Origin of the sequence: Pseudidiomarina sp. WS423 (assembly GCF_050750165.1) — a bacterium.
GTDB classification, from domain to species: Bacteria; Pseudomonadota; Gammaproteobacteria; order Enterobacterales; family Alteromonadaceae; genus Pseudidiomarina; species Pseudidiomarina fusca.
The window spans coordinates 111,186-133,327 of sequence record NZ_JBOJLN010000005.1 but is presented as its reverse complement, the minus strand read 5'-3'; the positions used below and the strand labels follow the sequence as shown (position 1 = coordinate 133,327).

At 49.0% G+C, this 22,142-nt stretch carries 20 protein-coding genes; 9 read left to right on the top strand and 11 right to left on the bottom strand.

What is annotated here, in order from left to right; genetic code table 11:
• Positions 1-5: 5 nt before the first annotated feature.
• Positions 6-533, bottom strand: a complete 528-nt coding sequence (gene ppa / locus ACQ661_RS06785; RefSeq protein ID WP_110075899.1) for an inorganic diphosphatase — start codon at positions 531-533, stop codon at positions 6-8.
• A gap of 78 nt (positions 534-611) precedes the next feature.
• Positions 612-1,586, bottom strand: a complete 975-nt coding sequence (locus ACQ661_RS06780) for a class 1 fructose-bisphosphatase (protein WP_313932785.1) — start codon at positions 1,584-1,586, stop codon at positions 612-614.
• A gap of 146 nt (positions 1,587-1,732) precedes the next feature.
• Here ACQ661_RS06780 and mpl point away from each other — a divergent pair, with 146 nt between their 5' ends.
• The 6 genes from mpl to panP are packed head-to-tail and all read left to right on the top strand — an operon-like array spanning position 1,733 to position 7,863.
• Positions 1,733-3,073, top strand: a complete 1,341-nt coding sequence (gene mpl / locus ACQ661_RS06775) for a UDP-N-acetylmuramate:L-alanyl-gamma-D-glutamyl-meso-diaminopimelate ligase (protein WP_431667996.1) — start codon at positions 1,733-1,735, stop codon at positions 3,071-3,073.
• 52 nt (positions 3,074-3,125) lie between these two features.
• Positions 3,126-3,746: a flavin prenyltransferase UbiX gene (locus ACQ661_RS06770; RefSeq protein WP_431667995.1), complete on the top strand. Its 621-nt coding sequence runs from the start codon at positions 3,126-3,128 to the stop codon at positions 3,744-3,746.
• A gap of 3 nt (positions 3,747-3,749) precedes the next feature.
• On the top strand, positions 3,750-4,685 hold the full coding sequence (locus ACQ661_RS06765) for an ABC transporter ATP-binding protein (protein WP_153826805.1): 936 nt from the start codon (positions 3,750-3,752) through the stop codon (positions 4,683-4,685).
• Between the two features lie 4 nt (positions 4,686-4,689).
• Positions 4,690-5,472, top strand: a complete 783-nt coding sequence (locus ACQ661_RS06760) for an ABC transporter permease (protein WP_313932787.1) — start codon at positions 4,690-4,692, stop codon at positions 5,470-5,472.
• Complete coding sequence (gene trmB, locus ACQ661_RS06755; protein ID WP_313932788.1) at positions 5,469-6,173, top strand: tRNA (guanine(46)-N(7))-methyltransferase TrmB; 705 nt, start codon at positions 5,469-5,471, stop codon at positions 6,171-6,173. The genes ACQ661_RS06760 and trmB overlap by 4 nt, the downstream gene beginning before the upstream one ends.
• A 37-nt stretch (positions 6,174-6,210) precedes the next feature.
• Complete coding sequence (panP, locus tag ACQ661_RS06750) at positions 6,211-7,863, top strand: pyridoxal-dependent aspartate 1-decarboxylase PanP (protein ID WP_110075893.1); 1,653 nt, start codon at positions 6,211-6,213, stop codon at positions 7,861-7,863.
• 33 nt (positions 7,864-7,896) lie between these two features.
• Here panP and panC read toward each other — a convergent pair whose 3' ends face one another.
• From panC to sfsA, 7 genes are all read right to left on the bottom strand, one after another.
• Complete coding sequence (gene panC, locus ACQ661_RS06745; protein WP_153826804.1) at positions 7,897-8,736, bottom strand: pantoate--beta-alanine ligase; 840 nt, start codon at positions 8,734-8,736, stop codon at positions 7,897-7,899.
• Positions 8,737-8,742: 6 nt separating this feature from the next.
• A complete protein-coding gene (gene panB, locus ACQ661_RS06740; RefSeq protein WP_110075891.1) occupies positions 8,743-9,537 on the bottom strand; it encodes a 3-methyl-2-oxobutanoate hydroxymethyltransferase in 795 nt (264 codons plus the stop codon).
• A gap of 38 nt (positions 9,538-9,575) precedes the next feature.
• Complete coding sequence (gene folK, locus ACQ661_RS06735; RefSeq protein ID WP_110075890.1) at positions 9,576-10,055, bottom strand: 2-amino-4-hydroxy-6-hydroxymethyldihydropteridine diphosphokinase; 480 nt, start codon at positions 10,053-10,055, stop codon at positions 9,576-9,578.
• Positions 10,048-11,490: a polynucleotide adenylyltransferase PcnB gene (pcnB, locus tag ACQ661_RS06730; RefSeq protein ID WP_418055307.1), complete on the bottom strand. Its 1,443-nt coding sequence runs from the start codon at positions 11,488-11,490 to the stop codon at positions 10,048-10,050. The genes folK and pcnB overlap by 8 nt, the downstream gene beginning before the upstream one ends.
• Positions 11,491-11,554: 64 nt before the next feature.
• Positions 11,555-12,445 (bottom strand): tRNA glutamyl-Q(34) synthetase GluQRS, encoded by an 891-nt coding sequence (gene gluQRS, locus ACQ661_RS06725; protein ID WP_313932789.1) that lies wholly within the window; start codon positions 12,443-12,445, stop codon positions 11,555-11,557.
• Between the two features lies 1 nt (position 12,446).
• Complete coding sequence (gene dksA, locus ACQ661_RS06720; protein WP_110075888.1) at positions 12,447-12,899, bottom strand: RNA polymerase-binding protein DksA; 453 nt, start codon at positions 12,897-12,899, stop codon at positions 12,447-12,449.
• An 87-nt stretch (positions 12,900-12,986) separates the two neighbouring features.
• Positions 12,987-13,712, bottom strand: a complete 726-nt coding sequence (gene sfsA, locus ACQ661_RS06715) for a DNA/RNA nuclease SfsA (RefSeq protein WP_313932790.1) — start codon at positions 13,710-13,712, stop codon at positions 12,987-12,989.
• Positions 13,713-13,782: 70 nt separating this feature from the next.
• On the opposite strand from sfsA, the gene pepB reads away from it, so the two are divergent.
• Genes pepB through mrcB form a run of 3 tightly spaced genes read left to right on the top strand, consistent with a single transcriptional unit; the run spans position 13,783 to position 19,812 of the window.
• The gene (gene pepB, locus ACQ661_RS06710) at positions 13,783-15,072 is read left to right on the top strand and encodes an aminopeptidase PepB (RefSeq protein ID WP_431667994.1); all 1,290 of its coding nucleotides are present in this window, start codon (positions 13,783-13,785) and stop codon (positions 15,070-15,072) included.
• 13 nt (positions 15,073-15,085) lie between these two features.
• Positions 15,086-17,551: an ATP-dependent helicase HrpB gene (gene hrpB / locus ACQ661_RS06705; RefSeq protein WP_313932792.1), complete on the top strand. Its 2,466-nt coding sequence runs from the start codon at positions 15,086-15,088 to the stop codon at positions 17,549-17,551.
• On the top strand, positions 17,548-19,812 hold the full coding sequence (gene mrcB / locus ACQ661_RS06700) for a penicillin-binding protein 1B (RefSeq protein WP_153826799.1): 2,265 nt from the start codon (positions 17,548-17,550) through the stop codon (positions 19,810-19,812). The genes hrpB and mrcB overlap by 4 nt, the downstream gene beginning before the upstream one ends.
• Here mrcB and hemL read toward each other — a convergent pair.
• Both hemL and ACQ661_RS06690 read right to left on the bottom strand, forming a co-directional pair.
• The gene (gene hemL, locus ACQ661_RS06695) at positions 19,804-21,087 is read right to left on the bottom strand and encodes a glutamate-1-semialdehyde 2,1-aminomutase (protein WP_153826798.1); all 1,284 of its coding nucleotides are present in this window, start codon (positions 21,085-21,087) and stop codon (positions 19,804-19,806) included. The two genes, mrcB and hemL, sit on opposite strands and share 9 nt — an antisense overlap.
• Positions 21,088-21,119: 32 nt before the next feature.
• Positions 21,120-22,136, bottom strand: coding sequence for an aspartate carbamoyltransferase (locus tag ACQ661_RS06690; RefSeq protein WP_110075882.1), 1,017 nt, complete (start codon positions 22,134-22,136; stop codon positions 21,120-21,122).
• Positions 22,137-22,142: the final 6 nt, after the last annotated feature.

Sequence of the window (22,142 nt, the reverse complement as noted above, 5' to 3'; positions counted from 1 at the left end):
GGTTCTTATTTCTGCGCCCGCTCGAACGAAGACATAATTTCTTCTTTGGCAGCGTTGATATCGCCCCAACCTTCAACTTTCACCCATTTTCCTTTCTCAAGCTCTTTGTAACGCTCGAAGAAGTGAGTGATTTGCGCTTTTAATAGCTCTGGCAAATCATCAACATTTTGAATGTGATCGTATTCTTTCGTTAATTTACTCACTGGTACTGCAATGACCTTAGCATCTTCACCAGATTCATCAGTCATTTTCAATACGCCAACCGGACGACACTTAATCACAGAACCAGCTTGCAGCGGATACGGCGTAGGTACTAGCACATCAACTGGGTCGCCATCTAACGATAAGGTATTGTTAACAAAACCGTAGTTACACGGATAGAACATTGGAGTAGACATAAAACGGTCAACCCATAAGGTGCCAGTTTCTTTATCAACTTCATATTTGATTGGGTCGGCATTGGCCGGAATTTCGATAACTACGTTTACTTCATCTGGCAGGTTATTACCTGCGCTTACATTACTTAAGCTCATGAAAGGTCCTGTTTACTTAGTTTTAAATGACGATAACTTAAATTCTTCTAATGGGCCCTATTATAAAGGCTGCTGGTGCTATTGCGAAGCTTTCAAATAACCTAAACAAGCATTCACTTCATTGCGCGCACCAAGAATAATGCCGACTCGCTGGTGGATATCAGTTGGTTGAATATCCAAAATAGCCATGTCGCCACTATGAGCTAGACCACCAGCTTGCTCTACGAGCATGGCCATCGGATTACCTTCATACATCAAGCGAAGCTTGTAGGGCTTATCAATCGAGCGTGCATCCCAAGGATACAGAAAGATGCCACCACGAATAAGCACACGGTGCACATCCGCCACCATGGCGGCAACCCAACGCATATTAAAGTTCTTACTACGCTGCCCACTGGTACCTGCTAGCAAATCATCAACGTAGAGTTGCATGCCTTCTTGCCAATGACGGTAATTGGACATATTAATGGCAAATTCAGAAGTATCAGGAGCTATTGCTAAATCGCGTTTAGTTAGTAAAAACTCACCAACGGTCTGATCTAACGTGAAAATTTTAACGCCCTTGCCGGTCGTTAAAGCCATCATGATAGATGGGCCATACAAAATGTATCCTGCGGCAACTTGGTTGCGACCTGGCTGCAGGAACATATCCGCAGTGCCTGAATTATTTTCCGGAACGGGCAAAATCGAGAAAATGGTACCAACCATACTGTTGATATCAATATTTGAGCTGCCATCTAACGGATCAAACGCAATCAAGTACTCGCCATTTTCATGGCCCAACACGATTCCTTCTTCTTCTTCTGAAGCGACGGCACGCACATGGCCGCATTCCAGCAAAATATCTTTAATGAGCTGGTTGGATAGGATGTCGAGTTTCTTTTGGGTTTCGCCTTGAATATTCTCTGACAGGGTTGAGCCGAGGACACCGGCTAAATCACCTTGGCCAACTCGGAAAGAAATTTCTTTCGCAGTAATTTGCAAAGAATGAATAACTGAAATTAAAGCCTCGTCGACCTGATCTTGGCGCAAGGTCGGAATTAAGCGTTGCATGAAACCCTCGTACAGTAGCTGGTGTTACGGATAGGTGGCAAAAACGCTGCTAAGTTTACCGCATTTTTAGGCAAATTGCCTGCACAGAAATTCGCGCATTTTCATGCCCGTGGTACACTAGCCTTTTTGCTGCAATGAGACACATCATGCATATTCATATACTCGGCATATGCGGAACCTTTATGGGAGGCATCGCCGCCATTGCTAAGGCGCTGGGCCACCAGGTTACCGGAAGCGATGCTCAGGTCTACCCGCCGATGAGTGACCAATTACGGGCACTCGGCATTGAGTTAATCGAAGGTTATGATCCGGCACAGCTCCAGCCGCGGCCTGATTTAGTGATCATTGGTAATGCCATGAGCCGTGGTAACCCAGCGGTAGAAGCCGTGTTAAACCAGCGTATCCCGTATTGCTCGGGGGCGCAGTGGCTCCATGATGAAGTGCTGCAGCAACGTTGGGTGCTGGCGGTGGCTGGCACCCATGGTAAAACGACTACGGCTAGCATGCTCACTTGGTTACTTGATTATGCAGGGTTAAAGCCAGGGTTTTTAGTTGGTGGGGTGCTGGCTAATTTTGAGCAGTCGGCGCGCTTGGGCGAGAGCGATTTTTTTGTTATCGAAGCCGATGAATACGATACCGCCTTCTTTGATAAGCGCTCTAAATTCGTGCATTACTGCCCATCAACACTCATTTTGAATAATCTCGAATTTGACCATGCTGACATTTTTCCCGACTTAGCAGCGATTCAACGTCAGTTTCACCATCTAGTTAGAGTGGTCCCTGGGTATGGAAAAATCTTCTATCCGGCTGGAACAGAGACGCTAGAGCAAGTTTTACAGCAAGGCTGCTGGAGTGAGACCAGTACGGTTGGGATCGTTTCGGGCGACTGGCAAGCACAGTTAATCGAAGCTGATGGCAGTGCTTTTGCGGTCTATTGGCAAGGCCAAAAGCAGGGTGAAGTGCACTGGTCGTTGATCGGTACCCACAATGTTTACAATGGCTTAATGGCTATTGCGGCAGCCCAGCATGTGGGCGTGAGCGCTGCGGTAAGCTGTGCTGCTTTTAAACAATACCGCAACACCAAGCGCCGCTTAGAGCTAAAAGGGGTAGCGGCAGAGGTGGCTGTGTATGATGATTTTGCTCATCATCCAACGGCGATTGCTACGACGTTGGCAGGAATGCGTGCCAAAGTGGGCCAACAGCGGATTTTGGCCGTACTAGAGCCGCGTTCAAACACGATGAAGCTAGGCGTGTTAGCCGACCAATTAGCACCGGCGCTAGCAACGGCAGACCTAGTATTTATGCTTCAGCCTGAGGGCTTACAGTGGTCTGTGGCTGAGCTGGTCCCGCAGGCGCAGGTCGCCGACTCAATCGAGCACTTAGTCGATCAGATTGTGGCGGCCACAGCAGCAGGTGACCACATCGTGGTGATGAGTAATGGCGGGTTTGGCCAGATCCATCAGCGGTTGCTGCAGGCATTGGCTTAGTTTGGACCACTGTTTTTGTAACTCATAGCCTTATTCAACAAAGGAGTTTGACATGACTGCCCAGCAAGTTACCGTGGCCATTACCGGCGCCTCTGGAGCACCTTATGCAATGCGCCTGATTGCTTGCTTATTAGAACAGCAGCAACAGGTTCACTTGTTAATGTCGAGTGCCGCCCGAGTGGTATTTGCAACCGAGTTAGAGTGGCAGTTACCGGCAAATCCGAAAGCTTTGGCAGCGGCCTTGTGTGAGCATTTTTCGGTGTCAGCAGAACAACTGAAAGTGTATGGCAAAGACGAGTGGTTCGCGCCGGTCGCATCGGGCTCAGCAGCGCCAAAGAAGATGGTGGTATGCCCTTGCTCAACAGGAACTTTATCAGCCATCACTCACGGCGCGAGCGATACCTTGATAGAACGCGCAGCAGACGTTGTTATCAAAGAGCGAGGGCAACTTATTTTAGTGCCTCGAGAAATGCCGCTATCGGCTATTCATCTAGAGAATATGTTAAAATTAGCCCAGTTGGGAGTCACCATCATGCCAGCCGCACCAGGTTTTTATCATCAACCGCAAAGCATTGCTGATTTGGTTGATTTCGTGGTGGCCCGTATACTCGATCATCTTAAACTAACGCAGCAATTACAGCCGCGTTGGGGTTATGGACAGGAGCCTAAATAAGTTATGCAAGCGTTATCTATTCGCGGTTTAAAGAAAACCTATAAAGGTGGCCATGAGGCCTTGAAGGGCATTGATTTGGATGTTGCTGAAGGGGATTTCTTTGCATTACTGGGGCCTAACGGTGCTGGTAAATCAACCACAATTGGAATTATCTCCTCATTAGTTAATAAATCAGCGGGCAAAGTAAGTGTGTTTGGCCATGATTTAGACACCGAGTTAGTTGCCTTAAAACGTCAAATTGGTCTGGTTCCGCAAGAGTTTAATTTTAACCAGTTTGAGACGGTACAGCAGATTGTGGTTAATCAGGCCGGTTATTATGGAGTACCGCGACAGCTTGCTAAACAGCGTTCAGAGAAATATCTGAAGCAGCTAAGCTTGTGGGAAAAACGCAATGCACCGGCGCGGATGCTGTCGGGTGGGATGAAGCGCCGACTGATGATAGCGCGGGCATTAGTTCATGAGCCGCGGTTACTTATTTTAGATGAGCCGACCGCGGGCGTTGATATTGAGCTGCGTCGCAGCATGTGGGATTTCTTGACCGAGATTAACAAGCAGGGAATTACTATTATTCTGACCACGCATTATTTGGAAGAAGCGGAAAGTCTTTGCCGCAATATTGCCATAATCGACCAAGGCTCGATTATCGAGAACACATCGATTAAAAAGCTTTTAGCCACTCTCAATATGGAAACTTTTGTGCTGGATGTTGAGTATCCAGCGGGTGTGACTAGTGCCACCTTAGAGGGTTTTACTTGGCGTGCAATTGATGATCACAGCATTGAGGTTGATGTTGAAAAGAGCCAAGGTTTGAATCCAGTGTTTGAACAACTCACGGCTCAATCGATACAAGTGTTGTCTATGCGCAACAAGGCAAATCGTCTAGAAGAACTTTTCGTTAACCTGGTCGAAAAAGGCCGTAAGCCACAAGGAGCAGCATAATTACATGGCTTCGTTAACTTATACCGCATTAAAAACTATTTGGATAAAAGAATGCACAAGATTTTTGCGCATTTGGGTGCAAACCCTAGTCCCACCAGCCATTACCATGACTTTATACTTTGTCATCTTTGGTAATATTATTGGTACTCGAATTGATGCATCAGGCGGCATGAATGGCATTCCCTACATGGAATTTATTGTCCCTGGGCTGATAATGATGTCGGTGATAACCAATTCCTATTCGAACGTAGCATCTTCGTTTTTCAGTGCAAAATTTCAACGCAATATTGAAGAGATGCTTGTCGCGCCGGTGTCTAGTGCGGTGATTATTGCCGGCTATGTGGGCGGAAGCTTAGCGCGCGCCTTGATTGTGGCTTGTATTGTGACGGTTGTGTCTTTTATTTTTGTCGACAATATTCAAATTTATCATGCGGGCATTCTTATTTTAACCGTGGTGTTAACCTCAACTTTATTTAGTTTAGGTGGTTTGATTAACGCAGTGCATGCAAAAACATTTGATGACATATCTATTGTCCCAACCTTTGTATTAACTCCATTAACCTATTTAGGCGGGGTTTTCTTCAGCATTAGTATGCTGCCAGAGATTTGGCAAAACATTGCGCAAATCAATCCTGTGTTGTACATGGTGAACGCATTTAGATATGGCTTTTTAGGTGTGACTGACGTCAATATCGGCCTTGCCCTAGGATTACTCATAGGCTTTAACCTGATTCTTTTTGCTCTTGCTTATACGCTGCTGCAACGGGGCGCGGGGATTCGTTCGTGAATCATGAATCAAGATCCGTAACTACCAATCAGCATGGTAATCATGACGATTTAGTTAGTGTGGTGATGCGCCATTTGCGCTCGCCTTTTCGTAAGCCGATTCAAGCGCATAATCGCGAGGCTTTTGAGCAGGCGCAACAGTTAGTAGCAGATTGGCAAGGGCCACTGATTCTTGACTCTTGTTGTGGTGTCGGCGAAAGCACTGCTTGGATAGCCGAGCAGCATCCTGATGCATTAGTTATCGGGGTCGATAAATCAGCTCACCGATTAGGCCGTCATGCCCAATACGCAACTGCCGCAGCTGGCCAGCGTTATCTATTAGTTCGGGCGGATTTGAATGATTTCTGGCGACTAGCAGTAGCAGCGCATTGGCAGTTAGACAAACACTATATTCTGTATCCCAACCCTTGGCCTAAAGCCTCACATTTTAGTCGTCGCTGGCATGGTAGCCCGGTCTGGCCTTATGTACTAGGCTTAGGGGGTACTTTGGTCATGCGCTCTAATTGGGTGACCTATTTAACTGAAGTGGCAAGTAGTTTGGCGCTGGTTAATTGTGCTGCACAGCTAACACCTTTGCTAGCTAAGCATGAGGCGATGACGCCGTTTGAGCGTAAGTATCAGCGCAGTGGACAGCAACTTTGGGAGTTGTCCGCTAAGCTGCCAGAAGACGGTCGCTATTTTTCTGCAATCGAGGCAGAATAGTGCACTTTTATGCGCGGGTAATCACAAGGAAATACGCTTGAGTGACAGTCATTTTGCAGAAGTAAGCCAAGAGGCGCTGCTAAAAATATTCACCATTCCTGAGGCGCCAGACTCTACCCTCGGGAAGATAGAGAAGCACCTCAGTGAAAATCTTATGGGCTTTTTAGGCGAGCACATCGTCGCCCGCGAAAAGCCCTTGCATGAGATTGAGCAAAACTTTAATGCCAGCGAAATTCCTGAACAGCCGCAGTATGTATCGGATCACACTGAGTTTTTATTAAATAATTTAGTGGCTCATTCAGTGCATACCAGTTCGCCACGATTTATTGGCCACATGACCTCAGCACTGCCTTATTTTTTATTGCCGCTGGCTAAGCTGATGGTGGGTTTAAACCAAAACCTAGTCAAAATTGAAACCTCGAAGGCCTTTACCCCGCTCGAACGCAATGTCTTGGGTATGCTTCATCACCTCGTTTACCAACAAGATGCAGCTTTCTATCAACGCTGGATGCATAGCGCCCAGCACTCGCTCGGAGCTATGTGCTCGGGCGGGACTGTGGCTAATATGACAGCTCTGTGGGTAGCACGTAATCTATTACTAAAACCTACGACAGGCTTCGCCGGTATTGCTAGTGAAGGGCTCGCAGCGGGATTACTGCATTATGGCTACAAGCGCCTGACTATTATGGTGTCTGAGCGTGGTCATTACTCGCTGGGCAAAGCTGCTGATGTGTTAGGGATCGGAAGAAAAAATTTAATAGCGGTTGCTACCGACGAGAATAATCGGATCAAAATAGATGCGCTACGTGAAGCTTGTGCTGCGGTTCAAGCCGATGGTGGGCAAGTATTAGCGATCATTGGGGTAGCGGGCACCACAGAAACGGGACACATAGATCCACTCGACAAAATGGCCGATGTGGCGAGTGAGGTTGGTGCGCACTTTCATGTAGATGCCGCATGGGGGGGGGCTACCTTGCTGTCGAACAATCATCGCCAATTGTTACATGGCATTGAGAGAGCCGACAGTGTCACTATTGATGCGCATAAACAGATGTACGTGCCGATGGGCGCTGGCATGGTGCTCTTCCGTGATCCAAGCATGGTGCGCGCGATTGAGCATCATGCGGAATATATTATTCGCCATGGTTCAAAGGATTTAGGTGCACATACCATGGAAGGCTCGCGGCCGGGGATGGCCATGTTGGTGTATTCGGCGCTACATGTCATGGGCCGGCGCGGCTACGAATTGTTAATTGATCAAAGCTTAGCCAAGGCTAAAGATTTTGCGCGCTTGATTGCCGCACAAGACGATTTTGAAGTGGTGACTGAACCCGAGCTATGCATTCTAACCTATCGGTTTGTCCCCGCTCGTATTAAGCCGTTATTGGCAGGCCTTAATGCTGAGCAAGTACGTCGCATTACCCCTCATTTGAATGCACTGACCAGGTTTATTCAGAAGCGCCAACGCGAAACGGGAAGCTCATTCGTGTCGCGTACTAAGCTGACTCCCGCACAATATCATCGTGAGCCTACAGTGGTGTTTAGAGTGGTATTAGCGAATCCTTTAACAACTCATGAGATGCTCGCAGAAATCCTTCAAGAGCAACGCGAGATAGCCGAACAGGCGATGAGTTTACGTGGTGCTTTATTTACTGAGCTTCGTGAACTGGGTTTGGTGCGCGAACGCTAATCAGTACCTAACCATGAGTTTTAAGCGGTTTGGTTAAGACCGCTTAAAACTTAAGTTATCGATAAGTCTGGTGCTGCCTAAGTAAGCTGCTACTAACAACACTAAATGCTTATCGGTTGCTTGTGCAGGTTGTAGATCTGCATGTTGGCGTAATTCTAAATAATCTAGTTTGAAGCCAGCAGCGGTGATGTGTGTCACCGCTTGATTAAGCACTTGCTGCGCATCCTCGCCAGCGCTGATTCGTTCGGCACAGGTTTTCAGTTGTTGATAGAGCAGTGGTGCTTGCTGGCGCTCGGTATCTGATAGATAACCATTGCGCGAGCTGAGTGCTAGGCCATCAGTCGCACGCTGAGTTGGCAGGCCTAAAATGTCCACAGGCAAGCTCAAATCTTGCACCATGAGACGAATAACTTGTAATTGTTGAAAGTCTTTTTCACCAAAAATGGCTAAATCTGGCTGCACCATATTGAACAACTTCGCCACAATCGTAGCCACCCCACGAAAATGACCAGGACGGCTAGCACCACAAAGAATGGTAGAGATACCAGGTACCTCTATTGTGGTTTGTTCCGCTAATCCGCGTGGATACATATCTTGTACGGTTGGAGCAAACACGGCGCTGACACCACGTTCAGCGAGCGCGCGACAATCAGCATCAAGGGTACGAGGGTAGTTATCAAGATCTTCGTTTTGACCAAACTGCAGCGGATTAACAAAGATACTCACGACGACTTTATCAGCCCGTTGGCGCGCCATATCAACCAACTTCAAATGACCTTCGTGCAAATTCCCCATGGTGGGTACGAGGGCTACTTGCCCCTGTTGTTGTGCACGCCAAGCGCGAAGTTCTTCAAGACTAGTGAGTCGTTGCATCGTGGGTTACTCAAAAGAATGTTCAGGACCTGGGAATTGCCCGGCTTTAACTTGCGCAACATACATCTCAACGGCACCGCGCAAATCACCGGCATCAGCTAAAAAGTTCTTTACAAATTTAGGTAAATAGTCGCTGTTTAAGCCAAACATATCATGCATGACTAAAATTTGTCCGTCTGTATGCGGACCAGCACCAATGCCAATGGTAGGGATGGTCAGGGCTTCGCTAATGCGTTGACCGAGGGCCACCGGCACACATTCTAGCACCAATAATTGTGCCCCAGCTTCTTGCAATGCCAACGCTTGGCGCAAGGTATTGTCCGCCGCAGATTGCTCTCTGCCTTGAATCTTATAACCGCCAAGTACATTAACCGATTGGGGTAACAGCCCTAAGTGGGCGCATACTGGAACGCTCCGTTCAACCAAACAGCGTATGGTTTCAAGCAGCCAATCGCCGCCTTCAAGCTTTACCATATTGGCGCCGGCGCGCATCAGTTCAGCGGCGTTATCGCATGCTTGGGCTGGGCTGGCATAAGTCATAAATGGCATGTCAGCCATCACGAAAGCCTCAGGGGCACCACGGCGCACAGCTTGAGTGTGATAAACAATATCAGCAAGAGTAACGGGCAAGGTGCTGGACTGCCCCTGTACCACGTTGCCTAAGGAGTCACCGACTAACATAAAATCGACGCCACACTCGGCAAAAAGCTTCGCAAACGAGGCATCGTAAGCCGTAATTGAGGTGATTTTTTCGCCAGCTAACTTCTTCTTAGCTAGTTTGGCTATGGTCATAGCGGCCATCAGATACTCCTTGCAGGAAAGCTCAGAACTTGATTGTATCAGCTAATCTTAACGAGGTCATGATGCTGCATGGACTGTTTTAACTGCTGTAGCGTCTGTCCGTTAGGTAACACTAAAGTTGGCGCTAGCTCAGCTAAGGGCACCACCACAAAATCTCTTTCAGAGAGGCCAGGGTGCGGAAGCGTTAACCGTTCGCTCGTACTCACTAGGTCATCCACCAGCAGAATATCTAAATCGAGTGTGCGAGGGCCCCAGTGGCGCAAACGCTGGCGCCCGAACTGCTGCTCAATGGCTTGCAGATAATCTAGCAGCGCTAGTGGTTCTAGCTCGGTGGTCGCAGTCACTACCGCGTTCACATAATCGGGTTGGTCAGCCGGGCCCATTGGCTTGCTGCGGTACAGTGAGCTGGCGCGAAGCTGCTGCAATGCAGGACCACTGGCTAATTCCAGTAAAGCATCTTTTAGCGTTTGCACAGGGTCGCCAAGATTAGCGCCCAAGGCGATATAAACCTTAGCCATTAGAGTTCTCTTGCTTGGGGCTTCGACGTCGACGTCCGGCTCTGCGGCCGCGCCGCTTAGGCTTGGGTCTATTGCCGGCATCATCTGCGCTAGGCGCAATAGCAGGGGTACCGTTTTGTTGCTGTTTGGTCCAAAACTGTGCCAGTTGCTCTAATTTACCGCGTTCAAGGGCGGTCGCTGTATTAGCACGCAGGAGCAAGAAATCATAGGCAGCGCGAAATTTCGGATGCCCTAAGACCATGCCAATGCGTTTACCTTGAGCGCGCTCTAAACGTTGCTGTAATTGCCAGATCTCACGCGCAGGAATGGTGAAACGTTTAGGGATAGCAATACTTTGCACCTGTTTACCTATCACATCGGCTGCTGCTAAGTTAAGTGCATCAGCCTGAGATAGACCACCTTCAAAGGTGAGCTGTTCCATGCGAGCCTGGAGTGGCCACCACAATAGCGCTGCATATAAGTAAGCCGGAGTAATACGTTGACCATTGCGGACCCGTTCATCGGTATCTGCAAAGGTTTGTTTAAGCAACTGATAGGGAGCCTCGTCAAGGGCCTTCAGATAACTACGCAGCAGCGGGAATAGCTGTTGAAATAATTGATATTCAACCAGCATTTCAAAATTTGCGAGGCCCTTACCAGCCGTAAATAGTTTCAGACTTTCTTCAAACAGGCGTGCTGCAGGAATATTTTGCAACAACGGAGCTAGTTCTTTAATGGGGTCTGCAACACTGCTATCCATACGCATGTTTAACTTGGTGGCAAAGCGAATGGCGCGTAACATGCGCACTGGATCTTCACGGTAGCGAGTGGCACTATCACCAATCATTCGCAACACCCCGGCCTCGATGTCTTTCACCCCGTTGGCAAAATCATAAATACAAAAATCGGCGATGTTGTAGTAGAGCGCATTGACGGTGAAATCACGCCGTTGTGCATCTTCTTCAATAGAGCCGAAAACATTATCGCGAACCAACATACCGGCAGCATTTTGCTTGGCAATTTTATCAGTCTTGGCCGGCTCATCGGCGGGGCTATCATGATGCCCGCGAAACGTAGCCACCTCGATAACTTCGCGGCCAAAAACCACGTGTGCTAAGCGAAAACGACGGCCAACCAAACGACAGTTGCGAAATAACGCCTTCACTTGCTCAGGTTGAGCATTGGTAGCCACATCAAAATCTTTAGGTTGAATACCTAGTAATAAATCGCGCACACAACCGCCCACTAAGAAAGCTTGGTAGCCAGCATTGTGCAGTCGGTACAAGACTTTTAAAGCGTGCTCAGGAATGTCTTTACGCGAAATGGGATGCTGATCGCGAGTAATAACAATAGGTTTGGCAAGAATATTTGCTGGCAGCGAGGATTCTGGTTGACGTTGTAGGGCTCGCTTTGCCAATGCTTTAATGCGCTTAATAATGGGGGTTTCTCCGTACATTTAGGTGAGGCGCGTGGCTGCCTCATAAGGCTAGCTACTTACATTAAGGCCTCGGTGCTTAAAATTAACGCGTTATTGTATCCTGTGCAGACGTTTCAGGAAAGAACTTAGCACGCCAAGCTTGAGTGGCTAGGCTTAAAAGGTCTGCGGGATTGGTTAAGGGGACTTCAGTGAGCTGTAGAAACTGACAGGCTTGCCAGAGTTGCTCACTAACTTGCTGCGGATTAAGCGCGGGGGCATGATTTTGCTTACTGAGTTTCTGCCCTTGTTCATCTAGAGCTAGCGGAATATGTTTAAAATGCGGCTGGCGCTGGCTAAAGTGGCGCCACAAATTAATTTGCCAACTGGTTGCAGTGAGCAGGTCTGCGCCGCGAACGATATCTGTAACCCCTTGATCAATATCATCTATCACAACCGCCAGCTGATAGGTGAACCAACCATCACGCCGCAACAACACAAAATCTTCGCCAGCAACAGCGGGAGCTATGTTCACCTCGCCTTGAATAGCATCGGTAAAGACCATAACAGGAGTTTGATTTAAATAGCGAATGGCATAGGGCCCGGGTCCTTCGACCCCGGCACGACAGTGACCGGTATAGTATTCACCACGGGCTTTGATTTGTTTTCGGGTGCAGTTGCAAGGATAGGTTAACTGTTGCTGCTGCAACTCAGCTAGAGCCTGGCGATAACGCTCTTTGCGCTGACTTTGGTAAATAATGTCGCCGTCCCAATGCAGACCAAAGCGCTCTAATTGTTGCAGGATAACTTGGTCGGCTCCTGCTACTGCGCGCGGTTCGTCAATGTCCTCGATGCGCACTAGCCAGCGTCCGGCATGAGCTTTAGCATCTAAATAGCTGGCCAAAGCGGCTACTAATGAGCCAAAATGCAAGGGCCCCGACGGGGTCGGGGCAAAGCGGCCACAGTATGGCTGGTTGGCCATGCTTGGTGTCGCCATATTAGGCGCCGGTCATCTGCTTCTCTTTGATTTCGGCGAGGGTTTTGCAATCGACGCAAAGGTCAGCAGTAGGACGCGCTTCTAAACGTCGCACACCGATTTCAATGCCGCACGAGTCACAAAAGCCGAAGTCATCAGCTTCAATTTTCTGCAGTGTTTTTTCAATTTTCTTGATCAGCTTACGCTCGCGGTCGCGAGTACGGAGTTCTAAACTGAACTCTTCTTCTTGCGCGGCGCGGTCCACTGGATCAGGGAAATTAGCTGCTTCGTCTTTCATGTGGTGAACAGTACGGTCAACTTCTTCACGCAACTGAGCACGCCACACTTCTAAAATTTTACGAAAATGCGCACGTTGCGCCTCATTCATGTATTCTTCACCTGGCTTCTCTTGATAAGGTTCAAGGCCAGCTTGTGCCAGAATGCCATGGGCTTTTTTCGGCGTTCCTTGAGGCATTATGGATCTCCTGTATGAGACGGTTAAAAAAATGGTCGGTACATATACCAGAAAGTAATCGGCGGTGCAATTTTATTTAAACAAAAGTTAACTTTTTGCACTGCTGCTAACAGGTATCACCGGCAAGGTTGTTGTCGCGGTGATTTCGCTCGGGCTGATATGGCACCCCAATGCGTAAAATTCAACTCCTATTTTTGCCGCCTCAATACACATCTGCGCGTAGTTTGGATCAAGCTGGCTAGCTGCCGTGACCTGTTCGATAGCGCTATGCAAGACCACGTAGAGCACTACCGCCCGATGACCATCGTTAACCATATCCATCAAACTGCGTAAATGTTGCGTTGCCCGTTGGCTAACAGTATCGGGAAAATAGCCCTGATTATGCTCAGCTAAGGTGACACTTTTTACTTCAATAAAAACTTTTTGCGCATGTTTATCCAGACCCAGCCAGTCAATGCGGCGGTTGTCGTAACCATATTTCTGCTCCGCTTGCAGTTCGTGTAACCCCTCCAGTTGCGGAATCACGCCATCAGCTAAAGCCTCGCCAGCAATCTTGTTGGCTTGCTGGGTATTCACGCAGATCATGTGACCGGCGCTGCTTTGGGCGAGTTCCCAAGTGTGGCGATATTTACGTTTAGGATTATCCGAGGCGCTCATCCATACCCGCATGCCGGGTTCGGCACAACCCGTCATAGCACCGGTATTCGGGCAGTGAATGGTAAAGGCACTACCATCGGCAGTCTCCACATCTGCTAGAAAGCGTTGGTAACGTTTAGTTAAGGTTGCCGGCTCAAGTACCTTGATAAACTTCATTGTCAGCCCCATCTTGCTCAAGTACGATAGACACCATCTAAACACGCAAACATACTGGGAGCCACATCGCATGTCTAGCACAGTACCTGTCTTTTTAGAATCCGCAAGCACCACCACTACAGGCGGTTGGAAGGCTTCTGCCGCGGTCATCATGAATGAACGCGGCGCCGTGATCTCGTTAACTGGCAATGAAGCTAACGATTTACGTAAAATTCAGCGGGCCGGCCGCCAATTAGATAATCTTGGAATCAATGCTGTTAGCTTGCAGGGTGACAACTGGAACTTAGAGCAGCAATGGGCTTTCGCTAAAGGCTTTACGGACACTCTTAGCAAAAATAAGATCACGTGGGCCAACCATGAACAGCAACTTAATTTATTACAGAAGCATGCAAATTGGGTGCGAGAGTTAATTAATTTACCGCCCGAGGCCATCTATCCTGAGGCCCTTGCCCAACGTGTGGCTGATAAACTTACCGAGTTGGCACCAGCAGCTATTAGTGTCCGCAAAGTGGTTGGCGATGAGTTATTGGCTGAGCAACGTATGGGTATTCATACGGTGGGTAGAGCTAGCGTCAAGCCACCGGTGATGCTGGTGGTAGACTACAACCCAAGCAAGGACCCAAAAGCTGAGGTAGACACAGTATTGATTGGTAAAGGGATCACCTTTGATAGCGGTGGCCTAAGTATTAAGTCTAGCGAAGGCATGTTAGCAATGAAGTGCGACATGGGTGGCGCGGCAACCGTAGCAGGTGCTTTAGGATATGCCATTGAACAGGGCCTAAACAAACGAGTGCAATTGGTGTTGTGTTGTGCGGAAAACCTGATTGATGGGCGCGCCTATAAGTTAGGTGACATCATTACTTATAAAAATGGCACCACAGTGGAAATTGTCAACACTGACGCCGAAGGACGTTTGGTGCTAGCCGATGGCCTTATTTATGCGGCTGAAGTTAATGCCAAGCATATCATTGACGCAGCCACGTTAACGGGCGCAGCGCAGGTTGCTGTTGGTACTGAGTATAATGCGTTGTTTAGTGTTGATGATGACTACGCTCAGCAGGCGCTAGCCTCAGCTGCGGCTAATCAAGAATTACTCTGGCGTTTGCCGTTGCAACCATGGCATCGTGATAATTGCCCATCCGCTTTTGCAGATACCGCCAATAGCCGTCCGCAAAAAGGTGGTGGTGCTGGTGGCGCAAGTAATGCCGCTGGCTTTTTATTGCGTTTTGCGCCGAATGAAGGTGCGGGTTGGCTGCATTTTGACATTGCTGCGGCGTATCATGGTAGTGCTAATGGAATGTGTGCGGCGGGCGCTACCGCGCTGGGCTTCCGTACTATTGCGGCCACCTTGTTAAACTGATTTGTAAGCGTAAATGACCACTGAGCAGTTGCCGGTACAAGCTTTAATTGAACCTTTGGTAAAGTTGTTACCGGCGGCTCGAGTGGTCATCGAAGCCCCGCCAGGGGCGGGCAAGTCGACACTGTTGCCACTGGCGTTGTTGCAGCAGCCAAGTCTCGCTCAGCAACGCATTTTAATGTTGCAACCGCGGCGGCTAGCAACCCTTGCCATTGCAACCTATCTGGCTCGACAGCTGGATGAACCCGTGGGGCAAACGGTAGGTTATCACATTCGCGGCGAGGCTCGCTTTAACCAGCACACTCGGTTGCTCATTGTTACCGAGGGTATGTTTACTCAATACCTGCAACAAGACCCGGAGCTAGCTGGGGTGGGTATGGTGATTTTTGACGAGTTTCATGAGCGGAATTTGGCGAGTGACTTGGGCCTAGCAATGTTGCAAGAAAGCCTCCTATTGCGACCTGACTTAAGTGTACTGGTGATGTCGGCCACGTTACCAGCAGAGCCGATTGCGGCTTGGCTTAGCGAAGCTGGGGTAGATTGCCAGATTCTTCGCAGTGAAGGGCGTCAGTATCCCATCAGCATTCATTATCGACCACCTCCTGCCAGTAGCCGTTGGCAGCAGCATTTACCTCAAGTTATCCAAGAAGCATGCCAAGTAGCACAACAAGATGTGCTGGTATTTGTGCCTGGGCTTGCTGATATTCAGTATGTTACGCGCTCCTTGAATGAGCAGTTGCAGGAGCAGTGGCAAGTTTATCCACTACACCGGCAAGTAGCGCCGGCAGCACAGCGTGACGTCTTACGAGGGCGCCAAGGCGAAGGTAAACGGCGAATTATCTTAGCGACAAATATTGCTGAAACCAGTGTGACCATTCCTGGGGTAGATGTAGTGGTGGATAGCGGTCGTGAGCGCCAAGCTCTTTATTATCCCCAACATGGCGTTAGTCGCTTAGTCACCCGGCGGATTAGCAAGGCTTCTGCTACGCAGCGAGCTGGCCGTGCTGGACGAACGGCGGCCGGGGTTTGTTTTAGAGTGTGGGCTGAAGCAGATCAGCATGGCTTGCGTGATTATCAAGTGCCAGAACTTGAAACCGCAGATTTAACCTCGCTGCTATTGGAGTGCAAGCGATGGGGCAGTGAGCCTGCCCAACTGCGCTTCTTTACCCCTCCGTCGGCAGCCAATTTAGCCGCTGCGCAGCAAGCATTGGTTAACTTGCAGGCCGTGCAAGAGAACGGACGTTTAACCGCGCTCGGTCAACAGCTAAGTGAGTTGGGGAGTGACCCGCGTTTAGCGCGAATCATAGCTCATGCACAATCACAATCAGCCAGCTACCGGGCGACAGTGGCCTATTTAATCGCGCAACTGGAGCAGCTACCGCGTCAACCGCAGCAGTTTCCGCAGCCGCTGGCTCAATTCAATAGCGCCCAACAACAACGCTATCAGTATTGGTTAAAACGCTTAGGAATAACTGCTAGTGAGCGCCTACTTCCGCCCAGTGCGTTTGCAGAAATATTGCTGTGGGGCTTTGCTGATCGAGTGGGCTTACAGCGAGCTAAGAGTGATCGATATCTACTAGCCTATGGCGGTGGTGCCAGTTTTCATCATCAAGACTTACGTCAACCTAGCCGCTGGCTGTTAGTACTGACAGTCAACTTCAGCGAAGGCCAAGCGGATGCTATTATTGGTGCTGCGCTAGAATTAACTGAGGCAGATTTAACGCATCCAGCGTTAACCATCAGTAGTTACGATGAAACCACGTGGAGTGGGCCGAGCAAGCGCTTACAAACGACTCGTTGGCAGCAGTTGGGAGCGATTAAGTTTAATCCGCAACCAGTAGCTCAGCTGCCTAGTGCGGAGCAACGGATACAGGCATTACGCGACTATGTACAGCAACAGGGATTGGCTGTGTTGGGTTGGAGTGCTAGCTGTCAGCAATGGCTGGCGCGAGCACGGCTCTTAGAACAGCATTTACCAGCGGCCCAGCAAGCCCAGTGGCCGAGTTTTTCTGAGGCTTATTTACTAACTAGCTTAGCTGACTGGGCGAGTCCCTATTGGCAAGATATTACCAGTTTGCAGCAGCTAACCCAGTGGCGTCCACTTACGGCTTTGCAAGCTCGGTTGAACTACTCTCAGCAGCAACTCTTACAGCAAGCTTGCCCCAGTCATTTGCGTTTGCCTAGCGGCCGTGAACAAACGATTGACTATACCCAGGCAACGCCACTGATAGCGGTTAAGTTACAAGAAATGTTTGGTGAACCAGTGTCACCAACACTGTGCTTCGGACAAGTCACCCTTACCATAGATTTACTCTCTCCGGCGGGCAGATTGTTGCAACGAACCGCCGATTTAGCTAGCTTTTGGAATGACGCATATACTGCGGTAAAAAAAGAAATGAAAGGCCGCTATCCCAAACATCCATGGCCAGATCAGCCACACTTAGCCATGGCGACACATAAAACAAAGAGACACCTTGAATGACCCGTACCAGAGCTGTATTTAGGTATTTACTCATCACTGGGTTAAAGCTGGCATTGATCGGACTAGTACTGGTAGCGGGCTACCTCATTTATCTTGATGCTTCGTTAACCAAGCGTTTTAGCTCTAATCGCTTTCAAGCCCCGGCACTGGTTTATGCTCGCAGTTTAGAGCTGGTGCCAGGGAGCACTATTGCAGCCCCGACTGTGATTGCTGAGTTGGAGCGCTTGAGTTATCAACGGGTAACGCAGATCACCGATTCAGGGCAATATCAGCAAAGCGGTAGTAGCCTGACCATCTATCGGCGTCCGTTTGACTTTGCTGATGGTCCGGCAATGGCGCGGCGAGTGCGACTTGAATTTGCAGCAGGCGGCATCCGTGGGATTCAGAGTTTACCCGATGGCCGAGCACTGAATAGGTTTCGCCTAGAAGCACCGCTACTCGGGCGTTTAGCTGGTGGCAGTGATGAAGATCGGTTGTTGGTAGGGTTAGAGTTGGTGCCAAACTTACTGATTGAAACTCTCCTGTTAGTTGAAGACCGAGATTTTTATCATCATGCTGGTATCTCAGTCTCTTCGATTGCGCGTGCAGCGGTAGCCAATCTGATAGCGATGCGGACGGTACAAGGTGGCAGCACACTCACTCAGCAGCTGGTTAAAAATTTATACTTAACCCGCGAGCGTAGTTTGTGGCGCAAAGCAAATGAAGCGCTGATGGCGCTTATTATTGATTATCGCTTTAGTAAAAATGAAATCTTAGAAACCTATTTGAATGAGGTTTATTTTGGGCAAGACCGAGGCTCGGCGATTCATGGAATTGGCTTAGCCAGTCGCCTGTATTTTGGTAAACAAGTTCAAGAACTAACAGCTTCCGATATCGCGTTATTGGTTGGAGTCATTAAAGGTCCTTCTTATTATGACCCAAGGCGCTATCCAGAACGAGCGCTAGAGCGCCGAGATATGATCCTCCAATTAATGCTTGAGCATAATTTGCTAGACCCCAACAGCTATCAGATGGCAGTAGCAGCTAAGCTGATGCCAACTGGTTCAGGACAATTAGTTAAGGCCAGACTGCCTCATTATTTAGAACGCGTTCAGCAAGAACTGAGCCAAATTGCGTTACCTCATAATTGGCAGCAACAGGGTTTGCGAGTGTTCACTTACTTTGACCCCAATGCACAGCAAGCGGCTGAACAAGCACTGCAACAGCAACTGGCACAGGTCAGTAAAGATCCACTATTGCAAGGAGCTGTGGTGGTGGTTAACCATCAGCAAGCGGGGATAGCTGCGGTGGTGGGGGATCGGCAGCCTCGAGCGGTAGGATTTAACCGCGCCCTAAATGCGATGCGTCCTGTCGGTTCCCTGGTTAAACCACTGATTTATGCTGCCGCGTTTGAGCATCAAGGTCTAGAACTAGGGCAAGTGATTCGCGATGAGCCGATTGTGGTGCCACGTCAAGGACAAGCCGATTGGCAACCACAAAACTATGACGAAACTTTTTTGGGTGATTTATCGGTTTATGATGCCTTGGTGCAATCACGTAATGTGCCCGCCGTAAAGCTAGCTCAACAAGTAGGTATTAAGCAATTGGTGGCGATGTTGCAGGCAACCGGTGTGGACACCCCAATACCTGAGGTACCTGCCCTAGCGTTGGGGTCGGTGGCACTGTCGCCGCTGCAAGTGAGTGAAATCTATGCCATGTTGGCGCAGTCAGGCAAACATCGACCGGTGGCCGCGATTGCCGCTATGACGGATCACCAAGGGTTGAATTTATACCAACGTTCGCCGCAAACAGCCCAACAGGTGTTCAGTGCTGAGGTTGGCTATTTAATCAATTATGGTCTGCGGGGGGTGATCAACGAAGGCACCGGCAAAACCTTAGCGCAGCTTGTTGGTTCGCAACAGCTCGCTGGTAAAAGCGGTACTACCAATGATTATCGTGATAGTTGGTTTGTCGCCTACGATCAGCAGCATGTGTTTAGTGTCTGGGTAGGGCGAGATGATAATCAGCCGGTAGGACTTACAGGTAGTCGAGGCGCGTTACCTGTGGTAGCAGCCTTATTACAGCAATTTAAACCACAACCGCTGCAGTTAGAGATGCCAGCTACAGTGACTGTGGTGAATTTTCATCGCCAGCTTGGGGTGCCAATTCCCGACGATTGTGAGGCTGGCTTACGCGTACCTGCGCGCTTTAAAACAATGCCGGAAGACCAAGGGTGTTCCGGCACAGTAGAAAAGAAAAGCTGGTGGCAACGCTTATTTTAATTCAGCGAAAGCGACCTTAGCGGCTGCTAGTGTGGCCTCGATATCAGCGTCCGTGTGAGCTGCTGACATGAAACCAGCCTCAAACGCTGATGGCGCTAAGTAAACACCTTGGCGCAACATACTATGGTAGAACTTGCGGAAATGCTCAATGTTGCATTCGGTAGCTTGCTGGTAACTTGTTACTTGCGCTTCTTTGCTAAAGAAAAAGCCAAACATCGAGCCAGCGCGGTTGGTGGTAAATGGAATACCAGCCTCGTCAGCTAAGGCTTGCAAGCCATTCACTAATTGTTCAACTTTGGCTGTTAACCCAGGATACAGCTGTTCGTCATCCAATTGGTTTAAGGCAGCTAAGCCGGCCGCCATAGCCACTGGGTTGCCTGATAAGGTGCCAGCTTGGTAGACGGGACCAACAGGAGCAATGTAATCCATGATTTCACGTTTACCGCCAAAGGCACCTACTGGCATGCCACCGCCAATAACCTTACCTAGGGTGGTTAAATCTGGGATAACTTGGTAGTACTCTTGCGCACCGCCACGAGCCACACGGAAGCCTGTCATTACTTCATCAAAAATCAGCACGCTACCGTATTGATCACAGATCTCACGTAAGCCTTCAAGAAAACCTGGTACCGGTGGAATGCAGTTCATGTTGCCGGCTACGGGCTCAACGATGATGGTTGCGATTTGGTCGCCAACTTCGGCGAAAATCTGTTTCACCGAAGCTAAATCATTGTAGGTTACCGTTAAGGTATGCTTAGCAAAGTCCTCAGGGATCCCAGGTGAGTTAGGTACGCCCAGCGTTAATGCACCCGAGCCAGCTTTCACTAATAACGCGTCAGCATGACCGTGATAACAGCCTTCAAATTTCAAGATTTTATCGCGACCAGTATAACCACGGGCTAAACGAATAGCTGTCATGGTAGCTTCGGTACCGGAATTCACCATGCGCACCTTCTCAATCGATGGCACGATTTGCTTGATGCGCTCAGCCATAGTGATTTCGTTAGGGGTAGGGGTGCCAAAACTTAAACCACGATCGACAGCAGCATGAGTCGCTTCGCGAATTGCAGTGTTGTTATGGCCAAGAATCATCGGCCCCCAAGAGCCCACATAATCAATGTATTTGTTGCCATCAGCATCAAACATATAGGCGCCATCGGCACTTTCAATAAAGATTGGAGAGCCACCTACGCCATTAAAGGCACGTACCGGCGAGTTCACGCCACCGGGAATACTTTGTTGAGCTTGAGCAAATAATTCATCAGAACGAGACATGAGTTTCCTCTTATTTAACAGCTAATAGCGAATTAGTACGAGTTGCGTTTATCGCTGTACCAATTCACCTCGCAATCGTATTTTTCAACCTGCTCGGCTACCCCTAGCGTTAGTGCAAAGAGCGCCATACGAATCAGCACGCCGTTGTCCGCTTGGCGGAAAATAGCAAGGTTAGGATGTTGATTTAAATCGTTATCTAGTTCGTTTGCTTCTGCGCGTGAATCGCGCGGCAAAGGATGCATGATAACGGTATTAGGTTTGTAGTGCTTGGTATAGATTTCGCTATTTAAACGAAACTTACCGCGATATTGATCAGCCTCTTGAGGCGTAGTAAACCGCTCTTGCTGAATCCGGGTTTGATAAACAATATCAGCATCTGAACTACCACTGACTTGATCCGTGATAGTGACACGGTGACCGGCTTGGTCTAACACGGCTAACACACTATCAGGCATGGCCAATTCTTGGGGCGAAATCAAGGTGAAACGAATATTTTTATAGAGTGCGAGTAAGCGTGACAGCGAGTGCACGGTGCGCCCGTATTTTAAATCACCCATCATGCAAATATGCATCCCATCAATAAGATGACCATGGTAAGCCAGCTCTTTTTTAATAGTGTAGAGATCTAGCAAGGCTTGGGTAGGATGCTCGTTGGCTCCATCACCGCCGTTGATAACAGGCACCCGACTGCCTTGCGCAAACTCGGCAACAGAACCTGATTTAGGATGGCGCATGGCAATCACATCGCTGTAACTACTCAGCACTCGGGCGGTATCGTATAAAGATTCGCCTTTGGCCAGCGCTGAGCTTTCCATACCAGTGGTTTCACGAACTTCACCACCGAGCAGGTTAAACGCAGTACCAAAACTCACCCTAGTACGGGTTGAAGCTTCAAAAAATAAATTACCTAAGATGGCACCATCGAGAACTTTGGTACGTTTTTGCCTACGTGCGTATGGCTGCATGCGATCGGCCGTGGCAAAAATCTGCTGAATACTGTCGAGGTCAAACTGCTCGACTGAAAGGATATTAGAACCGGTAAAATTCATGATGGG

What these genes read in the sequence shown, in the direction of transcription:
- ACQ661_RS06690 (WP_110075882.1), bottom strand. Translation starts at nt 22,136, where the DNA reads ATGAATTTTACCGGTTCTAATATCCTTTCAGTCGAGCAGTTTGACCTC.
- panB (WP_110075891.1), bottom strand. Translation starts at nt 9,537, where the DNA reads ATGGCCGCTATGACCATAGCCAAACTAGCTAAGAAGAAGTTAGCTGGC.
- ACQ661_RS06780 (WP_313932785.1), bottom strand. Translation starts at nt 1,586, where the DNA reads ATGCAACGCTTAATTCCGACCTTGCGCCAAGATCAGGTCGACGAGGCT.
- ACQ661_RS06770 (WP_431667995.1), top strand. Translation starts at nt 3,126, where the DNA reads ATGACTGCCCAGCAAGTTACCGTGGCCATTACCGGCGCCTCTGGAGCA.
- sfsA (WP_313932790.1), bottom strand. Translation starts at nt 13,712, where the DNA reads ATGAAGTTTATCAAGGTACTTGAGCCGGCAACCTTAACTAAACGTTAC.
- ACQ661_RS06760 (WP_313932787.1), top strand. Translation starts at nt 4,690, where the DNA reads ATGGCTTCGTTAACTTATACCGCATTAAAAACTATTTGGATAAAAGAA.
- dksA (WP_110075888.1), bottom strand. Translation starts at nt 12,899, where the DNA reads ATGCCTCAAGGAACGCCGAAAAAAGCCCATGGCATTCTGGCACAAGCT.
- folK (WP_110075890.1), bottom strand. Translation starts at nt 10,055, where the DNA reads ATGGCTAAGGTTTATATCGCCTTGGGCGCTAATCTTGGCGACCCTGTG.
- gluQRS (WP_313932789.1), bottom strand. Translation starts at nt 12,445, where the DNA reads ATGGCGACACCAAGCATGGCCAACCAGCCATACTGTGGCCGCTTTGCC.
- hrpB (WP_313932792.1), top strand. Translation starts at nt 15,086, where the DNA reads ATGACCACTGAGCAGTTGCCGGTACAAGCTTTAATTGAACCTTTGGTA.
- pepB (WP_431667994.1), top strand. Translation starts at nt 13,783, where the DNA reads ATGTCTAGCACAGTACCTGTCTTTTTAGAATCCGCAAGCACCACCACT.
- panC (WP_153826804.1), bottom strand. Translation starts at nt 8,736, where the DNA reads ATGCAACGACTCACTAGTCTTGAAGAACTTCGCGCTTGGCGTGCACAA.
- mpl (WP_431667996.1), top strand. Translation starts at nt 1,733, where the DNA reads ATGCATATTCATATACTCGGCATATGCGGAACCTTTATGGGAGGCATC.
- hemL (WP_153826798.1), bottom strand. Translation starts at nt 21,087, where the DNA reads ATGTCTCGTTCTGATGAATTATTTGCTCAAGCTCAACAAAGTATTCCC.
- ppa (WP_110075899.1), bottom strand. Translation starts at nt 533, where the DNA reads ATGAGCTTAAGTAATGTAAGCGCAGGTAATAACCTGCCAGATGAAGTA.
- ACQ661_RS06765 (WP_153826805.1), top strand. Translation starts at nt 3,750, where the DNA reads ATGCAAGCGTTATCTATTCGCGGTTTAAAGAAAACCTATAAAGGTGGC.
- mrcB (WP_153826799.1), top strand. Translation starts at nt 17,548, where the DNA reads ATGACCCGTACCAGAGCTGTATTTAGGTATTTACTCATCACTGGGTTA.
- pcnB (WP_418055307.1), bottom strand. Translation starts at nt 11,490, where the DNA reads ATGTACGGAGAAACCCCCATTATTAAGCGCATTAAAGCATTGGCAAAG.